Source organism: Flindersiella endophytica (genome assembly GCF_054779015.1).
In genome coordinates, this window is the sequence record NZ_BAAGYY010000023.1 from 462,728 (window position 1) to 477,194 (window position 14,467).

The 14,467-nt window shown below is 67.3% G+C and carries 12 protein-coding genes and 1 pseudogene; 6 read left to right on the forward strand and 7 right to left on the reverse strand.

From position 1 onward, the window contains the following. Nucleotides 1–122: 122 nt before the first annotated feature. From ACYVF6_RS26485 to ACYVF6_RS26495, 3 genes are all read left to right on the forward strand, one after another. Complete coding sequence (locus ACYVF6_RS26485; RefSeq protein WP_460525247.1) at nt 123–2,909, forward strand: glycoside hydrolase family 2 protein; 2,787 nt, start codon at nt 123–125, stop codon at nt 2,907–2,909. A gap of 229 nt (nt 2,910–3,138) precedes the next feature. Then, the gene (locus ACYVF6_RS26490) at nt 3,139–3,546 is read left to right on the forward strand and encodes a hypothetical protein (protein ID WP_460525248.1); all 408 of its coding nucleotides are present in this window, start codon (nt 3,139–3,141) and stop codon (nt 3,544–3,546) included. Nucleotides 3,547–3,781: 235 nt separating this feature from the next. After that, nucleotides 3,782–4,312 (forward strand): hypothetical protein, encoded by a 531-nt coding sequence (locus tag ACYVF6_RS26495; protein ID WP_460525249.1) that lies wholly within the window; start codon nt 3,782–3,784, stop codon nt 4,310–4,312. A 29-nt stretch (nt 4,313–4,341) separates the two neighbouring features. Here ACYVF6_RS26495 and ACYVF6_RS26500 read toward each other — a convergent pair whose 3' ends face one another. The 3 genes and pseudogenes from ACYVF6_RS26500 to ACYVF6_RS26510 all read right to left on the reverse strand — a co-directional run. Continuing rightward, nucleotides 4,342–5,424, reverse strand: a complete 1,083-nt coding sequence (locus ACYVF6_RS26500; protein WP_460525555.1) for a class I SAM-dependent methyltransferase — start codon at nt 5,422–5,424, stop codon at nt 4,342–4,344. Continuing rightward, nucleotides 5,421–5,831: a hypothetical protein gene (locus ACYVF6_RS26505; RefSeq protein ID WP_460525560.1), complete on the reverse strand. Its 411-nt coding sequence runs from the start codon at nt 5,829–5,831 to the stop codon at nt 5,421–5,423. The genes ACYVF6_RS26500 and ACYVF6_RS26505 overlap by 4 nt, the downstream gene beginning before the upstream one ends. Before the next feature lie 139 nt (nt 5,832–5,970). Next, nucleotides 5,971–6,883, reverse strand: a pseudogene (locus ACYVF6_RS26510) (serine hydrolase domain-containing protein); the annotation flags it as partial. A gap of 45 nt (nt 6,884–6,928) precedes the next feature. Between ACYVF6_RS26510 and ACYVF6_RS26515 the strand changes: the two are divergent. Next, nucleotides 6,929–7,810 carry a S1 family peptidase gene (locus tag ACYVF6_RS26515; RefSeq protein ID WP_460525250.1) on the forward strand — a complete coding sequence of 294 codons (882 nt, stop codon included), beginning with the start codon at nt 6,929–6,931 and terminating at the stop codon, nt 7,808–7,810. A gap of 72 nt (nt 7,811–7,882) precedes the next feature. On the opposite strand, the gene ACYVF6_RS26520 is transcribed toward ACYVF6_RS26515, so the two are convergent. Then, on the reverse strand, nt 7,883–8,302 hold the full coding sequence (locus ACYVF6_RS26520) for a pyridoxamine 5'-phosphate oxidase family protein (RefSeq protein ID WP_460525251.1): 420 nt from the start codon (nt 8,300–8,302) through the stop codon (nt 7,883–7,885). A gap of 91 nt (nt 8,303–8,393) precedes the next feature. On the opposite strand from ACYVF6_RS26520, the gene ACYVF6_RS26525 reads away from it, so the two are divergent. Continuing rightward, nucleotides 8,394–9,347, forward strand: a complete 954-nt coding sequence (locus tag ACYVF6_RS26525) for a helix-turn-helix transcriptional regulator (RefSeq protein ID WP_460525252.1) — start codon at nt 8,394–8,396, stop codon at nt 9,345–9,347. A gap of 137 nt (nt 9,348–9,484) precedes the next feature. Here the strand turns inward: ACYVF6_RS26525 and ACYVF6_RS26530 are convergent, their stop codons facing one another. The 3 genes from ACYVF6_RS26530 to ychF all read right to left on the reverse strand — a co-directional run bounded on the left by ACYVF6_RS26530 (nt 9,485) and on the right by ychF (nt 12,157). Beyond that, nucleotides 9,485–9,847: a HEPN domain-containing protein gene (locus ACYVF6_RS26530; protein WP_460525253.1), complete on the reverse strand. Its 363-nt coding sequence runs from the start codon at nt 9,845–9,847 to the stop codon at nt 9,485–9,487. Continuing rightward, complete coding sequence (locus tag ACYVF6_RS26535; RefSeq protein WP_460525255.1) at nt 9,841–10,971, reverse strand: ApeA N-terminal domain 1-containing protein; 1,131 nt, start codon at nt 10,969–10,971, stop codon at nt 9,841–9,843. Before ACYVF6_RS26535 ends, ACYVF6_RS26530 begins: the two co-directional genes overlap by 7 nt. Nucleotides 10,972–11,083: 112 nt before the next feature. After that, nucleotides 11,084–12,157 (reverse strand): redox-regulated ATPase YchF, encoded by a 1,074-nt coding sequence (gene ychF / locus ACYVF6_RS26540; RefSeq protein WP_460525256.1) that lies wholly within the window; start codon nt 12,155–12,157, stop codon nt 11,084–11,086. 77 nt (nt 12,158–12,234) lie between these two features. Here ychF and ACYVF6_RS26545 point away from each other — a divergent pair, with 77 nt between their 5' ends. Continuing rightward, a complete protein-coding gene (locus ACYVF6_RS26545) occupies nt 12,235–13,323 on the forward strand; it encodes a DNA recombination protein RmuC (protein WP_460525257.1) in 1,089 nt (362 codons plus the stop codon). The last annotated feature ends 1,144 nt before the right edge of the window (nt 13,324–14,467 follow it).

Sequence of the window (14,467 nt, forward strand, 5' to 3'; positions counted from 1 at the left end):
TGCGAGACAACCGCGGCCCGGTCATCGACGTCACCTCCATCCGATCGGCCAGAGCAGGATAATGTGTTATTTATTCATGCTCAAGACCTGACAGTGAAACGTGTCTGAAACAGGGTGACCAGGTGGCTGCCGGACTGCTTCCCTCCAAGCTTCGCGAGACCCTCGACCTCGACGGCCAGTGGACGTTCGAGCTCGACCCCCACGACGCCGGTGCCCGCGAGCGCTGGTACGACCGTGCCCTCCCGCGGCCGATCAACGTGCCTGGTTCCTGGGAGGAACAGGGATTCGGCGAACGCGCGCCGGAGTTCATCGGCGGCTGGACCAAGCGCTGCGCCTACGACGGCAAGGCGTGGTACTCCCGCGTCGCCGAGGTGCCCGCGACCTGGGCGGGCAAGCGGATCTGGCTGCAGCTCGACCGCGTGGGCTGGCAGTCCTCGGTCTGGGTCAACGGTGTCCGGATCGGGTCGGAGGACTCGTTGTCGGCGCCCCACCGCTACGACGTGACGCCCGCGATCCGGCCGGGCGAGAGCAACCGGATCGCGGTCTGCGTCGACAACGCGCCGGAGGGCGTCCTCAACTACGAGGGCCACATCCACTCGCGGCACACCGCGACCCGGTGGGGCGGCATCACCGGATCGGCCCGGCTGGTCGCGACACCAGAGACCTGGATCGAGCAGGCCGAGGTCTCCCCCGATGCCGGAACCGGCCAGGTCCGTCTCGCAGTCCGGTTGGCCGGCGAGGTCCTGCCGGGCCTGGTGACCGTACGCGTGCAGGCCGGCTCCACGGTCGTCGCCGAGGCGACGTCGGCCGCGAACGGTCAGCAGGAGCTGACGTTCGACCTCGCGCTCGGCACCGACGCGCGCCGCTGGTCCGACCGCGACCCGTTCCTGCACGACGTGGTGGCCGAGTTGCACGCCGACACCGGCGAGCTCGTCGACTCCGTGCACGACCGCTTCGGCCTGCGGACGTTCGCCGCGCGCGGGCGGTCGCTGACGTTGAACGGCGAACCGATGTTCCTGCGTGGATACGTCGACTGCTGCATCTTCCCCTTGACGGGCTATCCGCCGTCGGACAGAGCGGTCTACGAGCGGCAGTTCTCGATCGCGAAGGAATTCGGCTTCAACCACGTCCGGCTGCACTCGTGGACTCCGCCGCGCGAGTTCTTCGACGCCGCCGACGAGGCCGGAATGCTCGTACAGACAGAGCTTCCGAACTGGTCGAACGCCAACAGCGAGCTCTACCTCGCCGGCGCCGGCGACTTCCTGCGGGCCGAGCTCGACCGCGTACTCGCGGATCTGCAGCGGCACCCGTCGCTCGTCATCGTCGCAATGGGCAACGAGCTGTTGCAGGCTCCTCCGGGCGGATCCGGGCATCGCTACAGCCCTTACCTGAACGAGCTCGTGCGGCACGGCCGCGAGACCGATCCGACCCGGCTGTACGTCGATCAGAGCGGCTTTGGATACGTACCCGAGGAGTCCGAGCGGGAGACGGATGCCTTTGTGCTGCACACGTTCCGGGGCTCGACGCCGGACACGACGGCGACCTGGCAGGACAAGATCGCGGGCGGCAAGACGCCGGTGATCGCGCACGAGCACACGCAGATGGACATGTACGCGCGGTTCTCCGAGATCGACAAGTTCACCGGTGTACTGGAGCCGTCGTGGTTGCTGCAGGCGAAGGAAGGCCTGGAGAGCAAGGGCCTGCTGGAGGACGCCGACCGGTTCGTGGAGGCATCGGGTGCGTTGCAGGCGCGTTGCCTGAAGGAGCTGTTCGAGCGGCTGCGGCGTACGCCTGGGCTGTCGGGCGTACAGATGCTCAACTTCACCGACTTTCCCGGGCAGGGCACGGCGCTGAACGGCGTGCTCGACGTGTTCTGGGACGAGAAGGGCAACGTCTCGGCGGAGGAGTTCCGGCGGTTCAACGCCTCGACGGTCCTGCTGTGTTCGGCGCAGCGGCGGACGTTCGCGGCCGGCGCGTATCTCGAGGCGGAGCTGGCGGTGTCGACGTACGTTCCGGTTTCCGGTGCTGTCGACTGGCGGCTGACCGACGCTGCCGGCGCCGAGTTGGCGTCCGGTTCCGCGGACGTTTCGCACGTGTCCGTTGGGCATCCGTGGCCGGTGGCGGCGCTGTCCGTGCGGCTTTCACAGCCGGGCAAGGTCACGTTGCATGTCGAACTGGACGGCGTAGCGCACAACTCCTGGGACTTCTGGGTGTTCGACGACCAGCGCTGGCAGGACGTCCCGCGGCCGGTTCGCGTCCGGCCGAGCGTGCAGTGGCTGTCGGACTACTACTCCGGGATGGTGGCCGACGAGTACAGCTTCCTGCGCGGCTCGACCGAGACCGATCCGTCGCAGCAGGTGCTGATCAGCGACCGGCTGCACGTGCGCTACGTCGACGCTGTGTTGAACGGCGCGACGCTGCTCTGGCTCGCGGAGGACGAGGCACTGGCCGACAGCGTTCAGTCGAGCTTCGAGCCGCTGTTCTGGTCGTTCCTGTGGTTCCCGGAGCAGCCGAACCAGACGATGGGCCTGGTCGTCGACGACCACCCGCTGCTGTCGAGGTTCCCGCACGACGGGACGTCGGACTGGCAGTGGTACCACCTCGTCGACGGCGCGACCGCCGTCGGGCTGGACGCACTGCCGGCACTGCGGCCGATCGTCGGCGGCGTCGACAACTGGAACCGCGGCAAGCGGCTGTCGTACCTGCTGGAGGCGCGCGTCGGGCGCGGACGTGTGCTGATGACGACGTTGAAGGTGCTGGAGCACTTCCACAGCCAGCCGGAGGCCGCGCATTTGCTCGACGCGATGCTGCGTTATGTCCACTCTGAGGCATTCGAGCCGAAAACCGATATTTCGCTCGCGCAGCTGTGGTCGATTGTCGACAAACCCGTCGGTTACTCGCGACCGTAGGTTTTTTCTGGATATTGACAGGCCAGCCGGAAGATTCTGGATTCGGGCCGGTATTACACGCAAAAATCTCTTCGTCAGACCTGTTGACTTCCCGGAAACCAAGGTTCATTCTGGTAGGCCTAGCTCGTGGCGAGGATCACATCCCGCGAGCTGGGCGGAACTGACCCGGTACCCGGCTCCCGATGACGCAAGCCGCGGTCGACACCGCTCAACGGGAAGGTACAGGATCATGAGGGAGCTCTATACGTACGAAATCTCGACCATCGAACGCGACGGCCTGTGGCGGCTGTCCCACATCGAAGACGAGACATTCACCCGCGACCCGAAATCCATCGCCAGGGCACTGCTCGAGCGCTGGATCATCGGAAACCACGACAAGTTGACCGGCGGCGAGCGCATTCTCGTCTATGGCAACCTCGCACATCCCGAAAAGATCGTCGCCAAAGTGCGCGTCCAGGTATACCGAGGCGGCCTCGACGGCCGCGACCGGCGACCAGTGGCGGTTGCTTACCTCGGACACGCCGAGAGCGATTTTCCCAGTAACCGGCAGGCAGGCCGACTGCGACGTCGCCTGCGACTGCCAAGGCAGCGACACACGTCCGCGGAGGATCTTCAGCTCGCCGGATCCGCTGCCTGAACGAAACCGGTGAGGGCTCACCCTCGTTCGGGCCCTGATACTCACCGAGCGCCGCAGCGTTGCGGCGCTCTTGCATGTCCGGACCTTTTTCTTTGCATTCCCTTTGCGCTGAGCCGCCTGGGCTGTGCCGCCGTGCCGTGGCGGTCTGTGGCGGTCTGTGGCGGGCCGTGCGGCATGGGGGCGGTTGGCTCTAGGCTTGAATCCTTGCCTTTTGAACAGGAGGGGAGCCCCAGCCGTGAGAGAGCGCTACACGTACGAGATCTCCACCAGCGCGTCAGGCGACCGCTGGACGCAGGATGTGCTGGCTGACGACACCTTCAGCCGCGATCCGCGCTCGGTCGCGCGTGCGCTGCTCGAGAGCTGGGTGATCGACAATCCCGGACGCGTGACCGGCGGCGAACGGATCCTCGTCCGCTTCGCCGAAGACCCGGGCGAGGCCGCCGAACGCATCGCGGCCAAGGTCCGGGTCCGCGTCTTCCGCGGCGGCCTCCGCGACCACCCACCCCACCCCGTGGCGATCGGCTACCTCGGCCACCGCGACCGCGACTACGCCGAAGAGGAGCCGAGTCCACTCGACCAGCTGAAGTCGAAGGGACGGGAGCTGGCTCGGCACGAGCGGGTGCAGAAGGCGCAGCGAGTCGCCCGCAGGGCCGCCAAGGACCCTCGGGTAGGCGTCGCTGGCGCCGGCGCACTGGTCGCCCTGATCGCCGGCTGGCTGGCCACCCGCCACTTCCGCGGCCGCAACAAAGGCGGCGGTGCGGTCTGACGGGTTACCATTACGCAATTCCCCACCCCTCAGCGAATTGCTTGGTCCTGGTGTCGTGTCCTGAAGATCAGGAGCCGTGAACTGTCACCGACCGGTGAGCCGTGCCAGTCGCCGCGTACGTCGATATCGGCGAAACCCGCGAGCTCGAGCTCGTGCCGGAACACGTCCGCTTCCCGGAAGAACAGCGTGCTGGTGTAGACCCGTTCCTCACCGTCGGCGAAGACGTTGTGCGCGTCGAACACCACCCGGCCGCGCTCGCGCTCGTCGACCTCGGTGACCTCGAGCCACTCCTTCAGGTGCCCGAATGGTGTGTCGCGCTCGCCGTACGTCGCTTCGCGATTCCACCGTTCCCACTCACGATAGGCGGGATTACGCGTCTCGAAGCTGAGCGTGCCGCCCCCGCGAAGTGTGGCGGCGAGCCGGCTGAACGCGGGCCGCAACTGCTCCAGCTCGAGGTGCATGATCGCGTTGCTCGTGCAGATGGCGAGGTCCGCCTCCAGCCCCGGCGCAATCGCGCGGGCGTCGCCGTCGATCCAGGTCACCTGCTCGGCGCCCGGCTGCCGGCGCGCGTACTGGAGCATCGCCCAGCTCGGGTCGACGCCGTACACCGCACGCCCCGCCTGGACCAGTGACCTCGTGAGCAACCCCGTCCCGCACCCGAGGTCGACGATCGTCCTGGCGCCGAGCTCGTCGGCCAGCGCGCGGTAGTAGGCGTGGTCCTCGCCGCCCGGATTGTCGACGTCGTACAACTCGACGAGCTGAGTGTCGCGGTACGAGTCGCCCGCGGACGACTCCTTGCGCAGGTAGACCCAGTGCTCTCCGGCGCCGAGCTTTCTGGGCCGGTCGGCCGGCAGGTGCTCGGCGACGTACTCCACCTGCAACGCCGGCCAGAAGTCGGCGATGCACTCGGTCTCCGCGAACGAGACCTCTTCGAGCGTCCACTCGTCCGGCCTGCCGGCGTAGAGGAACCGGACCCGCAGCTCGCCTCCGTCGAGCAGGTACGCGACGCCGCGCAGGTCGGGCGTCACCCGGTCCAGCATCGACCCGGCGATCGAGCTCATCACGTCGCCCGGCCGCGGCCACCCGCTGTCGTCGCCTGCGGCGCTGCTCATCGTTCCCGCTCCCGGTCGCTCCTCAGCGGAACGTTCGCGTACGTGATCGGCGTGCGCGACAGGTCCAGCGCCTCGCCCATCGAGCAGAAGTAGAGCTGGTCGTCGTGCCGGGTCAGCGCCAGTCGTAGCCCCAGGTCGACGAGTTCGATCGCCGCGCGGTCGCCGTCCCGGAGCAGCCGCAGCTGCCCGACCTTCGTACCCGCGATGGTCGTGACGTAGTCGCGGTTCCAGACGCCGTCGGGCAGGAGGTCGGCGGAGAACTCCGCGACCTGGTTGCGATAGAACGTGAAGCCGTCGTTGCGGACCAGATAGTCGCCGTCGACCCGGAACCGGGCCCGCGGGTCGCTGCCGGCGGGCGTACTGCCGCCTCTCCCCCACGAAGCTTCCGCCGAAGTCCGGCGTCGCACCCTCGCCGGCGGCAGCCTGCTCGGAGGCCACACCCAGCAGGTCGTGGAAGAACCGTTGCGGCACCTGGCTCGACGGCTGGAACGCGTCGCCGTTGGTCAGGATCACCATGCCGATCCCATCCGACGGCGACCAGACGACGTTGCACGAGAAGCCGAACCCGCCACCGCCGTGGCCGCGGATCACCCGTCCGTCCCATCGCAGGTACGCGGTGCCGAGCCCGTATCCCAGGTCCTGCTCGGGCTCTGGAAACGGTACGGAGTACATCGTGGCCAGGTGTTCCGGTGCGAGCAGGCCCTCGCCGCCGGCCAGGTGGAACCGGACGAACCGGCAGGCGTCCTCGACGCTCGCGTACAGCCCGCCGGCCGCCACCATCGGGATCCATACCGGGACCCGTTTCACCTGGCTGTCATGGCCGATCGCGCGATCCCGTTCCGCCGAGATCGCGCGCTGGTCGAACGTCGTCCGGTCGAGCCCGAGCGGCTCGAGGAGCCGCCGGCGAGCGAAGGCGTGGAACGGCACGCCCGTGACGAGCTGCACGGCGTACGCGGCCAGATCGACGCCCAGGTTGGAGTACTCGTAGTGATGCCCGACCGGGAACCGCAGCCAGGTGGCGCAGCGTTATCTCGCGTTCCGGGTGGGACTCCCAGACGCTGTTGACGGTGAAGCCGGGTACGTACGTGGGGATCGGCACGTCGAGGTCGATCAGACCGTCCTGCACCGCCAGCATCACGGTGGTCGCGGTGTAGAGCTTGGAGACCGACTGCAGGCTGAACATCGTGCGTGCCGTCACCGGGCGGCCGCGGCCGGCTGTGCCGAACGTCTGCGACCACCGGAGGCCTGACGCGTCGGTGACGCCGATCGCCGCTCCCGGAACGCCGTGTTCGGTCAGGAGCTCGGGAACGGCGGCCGCCAGCCGCCGCGTCACGTCGTCCAGGTCGGCCACGCGGATCAATGTAGGTGAGAACCAGCGCCGGCCGCATGCCGGTTTTGGACCACGGTTGGTGTTGACGTCGATCCGTTCCGCTGTCACTCTGCGAGGCAGAAACCCCATCCGGGCCTCCTGCGTCTCGGTCCGGGCCTTTTCCGGGAGGGAATCATGAAGTCCATTCGGCGTGCCGTCTTCCCGGCCGTCCTCGCCGGTGCGATGTCGCTTCTCTTCGGTGGCCTCGTATCCCCCGTAGCCGCTTCTCCTGGGGCCACTCCGACCGCGAGCGGGCTGGAACGGCTCTCATCCGTACGCGACTCTCTCGACACGGGCACCCCCGGCACATCCTGGGGCGTCGACCCGGTGAACAACCGCGTGATCGTGCAGGCGGACAGCACGGTGAGCGCCACTGAGTTCACCCGCCTGCGCTCAGCCGTTCGCGACTCGGGCGGAACGGCCAAGCTGGTGCGCGTGGCCGGCACGTTCCGTTCGCTGATCTCCGGTGGCGACGCGATCTATGGCGGCGGCTACCGCTGCTCGCTCGGCTTCAACGTCCGCAGCGGGTCGACGTACTACTTCCTTACCGCAGGTCACTGCGGCAACGTCGCGAGCACGTGGTACGCCAACTCCTCGCAGTCGACGGTGCTCGGCAGCACGCAGAACTCCAGCTTCCCCAGCAACGACTACGCCCTCGTGCGCTACACCAACTCGTCGATCACGGTGTCCGGCACCGTCGGAAGCCAGGACATCGCCAGCGCGGCCAACGCTTTCGTCGGCGAGTCCGTGACGCGGCGGGGAAGCACCACCGGTGTCCATTCGGGCACGGTTCAGGCGCTCAACGTCACCGTCCACTACTCCGACGGCGGCACCGTACGCCAGATGATCCAGACCAACGTCTGCGCCGAACCCGGCGACAGCGGTGGCTCGCTGTACGACGGCACCAAGGCCATCGGCCTGACCTCCGGCGGCAGCGGCAACTGCCGTACCGGCGGAACGACGTTCTTCCAGCCGGTCACCGAAGCACTGAGCAGGTACGGCGTCTCGGTCTTCTGAGCTTCTCGATCGGCACGCGTACGTGGAGCCCGCCATGCGTTTGTGGTGGGCTCCACGTGCACGTGCCGACCGTCAGCCGATCACTCCCGTCATGATCCGCCGGGGCGTGATCTCGAACAACGAGTCTTCGGGCGGGTTCGCGAGGTAGTCCGCGCGGAACTCTTCGGGCAGGTACTTCTCGACCAACGTCTCCAGCACCTCGGAGGGGAGCGGGCCGAGGCTGGCCACACCCTGCACGCTGACGTACTTCGCCTGCGTGCTGTCGACCGTCTGGACGCAAAAGGACAACTCGCCGCTTCCCTGCCGGTGGAGCCGTACCTTCTTCGTGGAGGTGTTGGTCGCTACCTGGAACCGGTTCTCGGAACGTAGGTGGTTGAACCACACCGGCGTCACGTGCGGCGGCCAGCCCGGCTCGTCCACGGCCAGCACAGCCACGAGGGGCTGCCGCAGGAACTCGGCGATCTCGTTGTCATCCATCTCGCGGAACTCCACGCGTACCTCCAGTCTCCGTTTGCGTGCGACCTCAACGCTATGGTGAGTTGTGGCCAGATTCTGACCACAACTCCGGAGAAGATTCGGCAGCGTGACGACCGATCCGAGCAGCCGCATGCTGGAGCTGCTCAGCCTGCTGCAGACAGGGCGAGACTGGGCGGGCGCGGACCTCGCGTCCCGGCTCGGCTGCTCACCCCGCACCCTCCGGCGCGACCTCGAGCGGCTGCGCGAGCTCGGCTACCCGGTCGAGTCCACCCGAGGCCCGCGCGGCAGCTACCGCCTCGTCGCCGGACGGGCGATGCCGCCGCTGCTCCTCACCGACGACGAAGCCGTCGCCACGGTCGTCGGCCTGCGGTTCGCGGCTTTGGCCCAGGTCGACGGCGCCTCGGAGGCCGCGGCGAGTGCGTTGCGCAAGCTCGAGCAGGTGCTGCCGGCGCGTCTGCGCAGCCGGATGCAGGCGGTCTCGGCGTCGACCGAGGCGGTGTCACGCTCGGTACGGTCGGTCGACCTCGCCTTGTTCCAGAGCTTGGCAACGGCGATCCAGGGCTGCCAGGACGTGGGTTTCGCGTACCAGAACCGATCGGGCGCAACCTCCGACCGCCGCGTCGAGCCATACCGCCTGGTCTTGCTCGGCCGCCGCTGGTACCTACTCGCCTGGGACCGCGACCGCGCCGACTGGCGTACGTTCCGGCTCGACCGGATCAGCTTGCTGACCGTGCCAGGGACGACCTTCCACCCCCGCCCCTTACCCGACGACAGCGCGGTGAGCTTCGTCCGAGCTGCGACGGGCTTGCCGACCGAGCAGCAGGCCGTGGTGCGCTTCGAGGCGCCTTACGACGTGGTGGCCGACCGCCTGCTGGCCCAAGCCGGCGCGCTGGAACCGCTCGACGAGACATCGTGCCGCTTCATCAGCGCGATCGACACCTGGGACTGGCTCGCCATCACGATCGCCCTCGTCGGCGTGCCGTACGTCATCGAAGGACCGCCGGAGTTCATCGACTTCTCCCGCGGATTGGCCACCCGCATCACCGACGCCACCCGCTGATCTGAAGCACACACCTCGGGTGATGTGGCATCACTCGCCACCTGCTGTCGAGGACCAACGTCACGAAAGAGACGAGAGAGCAGGGCCGGCGAGTAGTCAACGACCTCGGGTCGCCCGCCGGACACGACCCGGCCTCTTCATGAGCTATGTCCATCTCCTGGCGCCGAAGTCAGGTTGTCCCTGGCCCGCTTCGCCGTTTGGCGGAATTCTGGGTGGTCGTTAACCAGTTCCCGCTGCCTCTCACCGGGCAGACCCAGTGCTTGTAGAAGGTTCATGACCACCACTGCTGTAGTGACCTTCACTACGGCGAACAACACGTCTACGGACTGACGCGGGGTCTGGCCGGTATGGGCAAGACCGTTACGTGCGTGGGTGGCGGCTTTGGCCCACTGTTCCACGTCAGGAACCAGCTTCTCCATCGCTTCCGCATCCGGCAGCGCCGCGAGAGCGCGTAGGCGCTCGCGAAGGGTCGGATCATTGCGGATCACACCCTTCACCATGAACGATGCTTCTCGGGTGTGTTTCCCAGCAGCACCGCCCTCAACGCTTCGAAGTCCGCCCTCGGCATGCGGGTCTCGTCTATATCGAGCGCACGATGCATGACCTCAGCCGCACCGACCGCCGTCAACAAGTTCCCCTCGATGTAGCGCGCCGGGGCATAACGGAGTCCAAGCACCATGTTGGAGGCTGCGAGGAGTCTCTCGCGAACCCGCCACCAACGCGGCACGATTTCCTCGAATGGAATGTGGTGACAGGTGAAAAGCCCGGCATGATGATCGACAGCCTTGGCGTCGGCGTCGCCTCCGACGATGCCCTGGAAGTAGACGGCAACTTCGCGATCTCGCGTTGGGTAGCCCTCCGGCTGGTCCTGTTCTTCCGGAGGCATGCGAAGCCGCAGCCACAAGATCGCGGAAGCTCGATGCGTCGCCAGAGAAACGAGGTCCTGTACAACCTTGGCGAGGTCTCTGGCTGCGCTCAGCGACACCGCGCTCTCGGGCTGCAATTGGACGAACACGGTGTCCTTCATCCGACCGATGGTCTGGCCGCGCCCCTCCTCGAAATGCGGCAGCGTGTGTTCGTGACAAAGAGTGATGGTCATGCCATCCACCACGGCTGACGGCTCGTTCACGGGCTCGACGGAGATTGTGCCCCGGCCGTCTATGCGCTGATTCTCCCGGCCGATTGTTCCGGAGAAGACCGACGAGCCAGACCACCGGTTCATGTTCTCCACGGACACGAGGCTCGAGGTAAAGACCTCATCCTCGGCGCCTTCGAGATGCACGCCTACGAGAGCTGTCAGCGCAGAAATGGTCTGCTTGTGAGGGCCGCCGGATCCGAAACCGTAGGAGATGCTGCTGATGGGGAAGCAGGCGAAGAGCGTGATCTCCTTGTTTTCTGCGATACCCCAGATCACCGACCAGGTTCTCGTGCCGTCCGTTACCGCAACGCCACCACCATCCAGCTGACGAAGCACGCGATCTTCGAACCCGCCGATCAACGACAGCCACAAGCCTTCGTCAGGGTCATACCGGAGAACGCCGGGGACGGCTCGATCGGGCTCATCCGGAAGCCACCAGTGTCCCGTCCACTCTCCCGCAACATCGAGTCGTGGTGTACCTACCATCAGCGCTCACCGCAACGGCGAGGCATGTCGCTGAATCCCTCACGGGTATCAGGGCACGCAGAGTCTGCTCGCACCAGAGTGACCGTCATCCCTGTTACTTCCCACTAGAGGGTCAGACGTTGAACTTGAACTCCACGACGTCGCCGTCGGCCATGATGTAGTCCTTGCCCTCCAGCCGGACCTTGCCGCGGCTGCGCGCCTCGTTCATCGAGCCGGCGTCCACCAGGTCGTCGTACGACACGATCTCGGCCTTGATGAAGCCGCGCTGGAAATCGGTGTGAATCGCGCCCGCGGCTTCGGGGGCCGTCGCGCCCTTGCGGATCGTCCAGGCGCGCGACTCCTTCGGACCCGCGGTGAGGAACGTCTGCAGGCCCAGCGTGTCGAACCCCACCCGCGCCAGCATGTCGAGCCCGGACTCCTCCTGGCCCGTCGACTGCAGCAGCTCCAGCGCCTCGTCCGCCGGCAGCTCGACCAGCTCCGACTCGATCTTCGCGTCCAGGAAGATGGCCTGCGCCGGAGCGACCAGCGCCGCGAGCTCGGCCTTCAGCGCGTCGTCGACCAGCTCGTCCTCGTCGCAGTTGAAGACGTAGAGGAACGGCTTGCCCGTCAGCAGGCTCAGCTCGCGCAACGGCTCCAGGTCGGTGCCGGCCGCGAACAGTGTCACGCCGGACTCGAGGGTCGCCTGCGCTTCCCGTACCGCGGCAACCATCGGCGCGCGGTCCTTCTTGACCCGCGCTTCCTTCTCCAGCCGGGGCAGCGCCTTCTCGACCGTCTGCAGGTCGGCCAGGATGAGCTCGGTCGTGATGGTCTCGATGTCGTCGCGCGGCGAGACCTTGCCATCGACGTGTACGACGTTCGGGTCGGCGAACGCGCGTGTGACCTGGCAGATCGCGTCGGCCTCGCGGATGTGGGCGAGGAACTGGTTGCCGAGTCCTTCACCCTGACTGGCCCCGCGTACGAGACCGGCGATGTCGACGAACTGCACCGTCGCGGGCACCGTCTTCGCCGAGCTGAAGATCTGACCGAGCACCTCGAGCCGCGGATCGGGTACGCCGACCACGCCGACGTTCGGCTCGAGCGTCGCGAACGGATAGTTCGCGGCGAGCACGTTGTTCTGCGTCAGCGCGTTGAAGAGAGTCGACTTGCCGGCGTTGGGGAGCCCGACGATCCCGATCTGCAGTGCCACAGCGGGCAAGCCTACTTGGGAGCCGCCTCCAGCCTGAAATCGAAGCACTGTCGGTGCCCTCTGACATGGTTTCCGTCATGAACGCCACCACGTTCTTCGTCTTCGTCCTCGGTCTGGCCATCGGGGGCGCGCTCGGCGTGCTGTGGATGCGCTCGCGCGCGATCGACCGCCAGGTGCTCACCGACCAGCTCGACGCTCGGTTCCGCTCCGCCGAGGCCGTCGTGGCGCCCGTACGCGAGAGCCTCGACCGTTTCGACGGGCGCCTGCGCGAGCTGGAAAACTCCCGGATCGCGCTGGAGTCGACGCTGCGCCAGCAGGTGGAGAGCGTGCGCAGCACAGGCGAGGCGTTACGCCAGCAGACCGGCTCGCTGGCGGCGGCGTTGCGCAAACCGCAGGTCCGCGGCCGCTGGGGCGAGCTGCACCTCGCGCGCGCAGTGGAGCTGGCGGGGCTGGTCGACCACTGCGACGTGAGCTTCCAGCACACCGCTGTGACCTCGGCGTTCGACGAAGACGGCGTGCAACGCCCGGACCTCGTCGTCCACCTGGCAGGCGGCAAACACGTCGTGGTCGACGCCAAGGTGCCGTTCGAGGCCTTCCTCGACGCCGCCGAAGCAATCGACGACTCCACCCGCGACGAGTTGCTGGCGATCCACGCGCGCCACGTCCGCCAGCACGTCGACGTCCTGGCCGGCAAGGCCTACTGGCGCCTGCTGCCGACCACGCCCGAGTTCGTCGTCCTCTTCATGCCGGGCGAGTCGTTCCTGTCCCACGCCCTGGAAGCCGACCCGACGCTGCTCGACTACGCCGCCGGCCGCAGGGTGATCCTCGCCACACCGACAACGCTGATCGCGCTGCTCCGCACTGTGGCGTACGCCTGGACCGAACAGGCGCTCACCAGCAACGCCCGCGAGGTCTTCGAGCTGGGGCGGGAGCTCTACCAGCGCCTGGGCCGCCTGGGCCGCCACCTCGACAAACTCGGCCGCTCCCTGACCTCAGCGGTGGGCGCCTACAACGAAGCGGTCGGCTCGTTGGAATCCCGCGTACTGGTATCGGCGCGCCGCCTCCACGACCTCCACCTCACCGACGAAGCCCTGCCGGGCCCCGCCCCAGTCGACCAGTCCCCCCGCCCCCTGTCCGCCCCCGAACTAGTCCTCGACGACCCATAAGCCGCGCCCGGCGGGTGCCGGCGCGCTGCCACTAGACCGGGCCCGCCGCCGAGCAATGGCGCATGAGTGCGCCGCGCGTCGCGCTTGCGCCCGAGTCGGCCATCATCCGCTCCGCGTGTGCGGGTGCACGTGCAGGTGCACCTTGCCACCTACCAGCCGCAGCCACGGCCACCGCCTCCACCACCATCATCGGAGTCGGAAACGGCGCGCTCTGCTGAGCAAGTGTGTGCCGGAAGACACACGACCTCGCGTCCATTCACCGCCGGCGCCATCGAAGCCCGCGCCCGGCCAACGCTGCCACCGCCCATTGCCGGGATCGGTAATCGCTCGCTCCGCCGAGCAGCGTGTGCGGATGCATCACGCCTCCCACCTGCTGCCGACCGCTGCCACAGTTCATCGCGTGTGTCCGCTCATCGCGTGTGTCCGCAGACCGCCGCCCTTGGCCCACCACCGCCATCGTCCGGTTCCGCGGATCTCTCACTCGCGATTTCTCGACGCCCGTGCGACCCCTGCCCGGTGCACCAGCAGCGCATCATCCGGTTGGCCGCCAGCTCCGTGGATGCGCCGCCATCAGCTCACGCGACCGCGCACTATGACCGCATCGCATCCACTGCCACGCCTGCTGCTGGCCGCATGGCCAGCACGACGGCGAGCGCGGTTGGCTTGTTCAACTGCTTGAACGCCTCCCGTACGACCTGCACGTTCGGCATCAAATGGTGCGCCAGTCGATCGCATCGCCAACGAGGTTGCTGTCAACCGCGCAACGGCCCGTGACCTGCGCGTTGTCCGCACCAAAGAGCAAAAGCTCGGTAAATCCGTGCGCCCAAACGCACAGCGCTCCACCCAGTAGGGCCCAACGCCGTACCAACGGCGTGTGAACGTTCGGCCTGCGACAAGCACCCCAGCGCATCGGCCGGTGTCGGACACGCGACACGCCCGTTGCGGCCTGCGACGATGCGATACGACACCATCGCAGGCCGCTCCATCACGTACCTCTCGAGCTGCGAAACCCGCCTCGAAGAAGCCGATTCGCGCCCTCCAACTGCTCCGCAAACACCGCAACAGCCGGGTGACACGGGGTGATCCGGCCGAAGAGATTGAGACCGTCTCGTGACGTGAAGGGGCATTGGGCTCTACGGTGGGT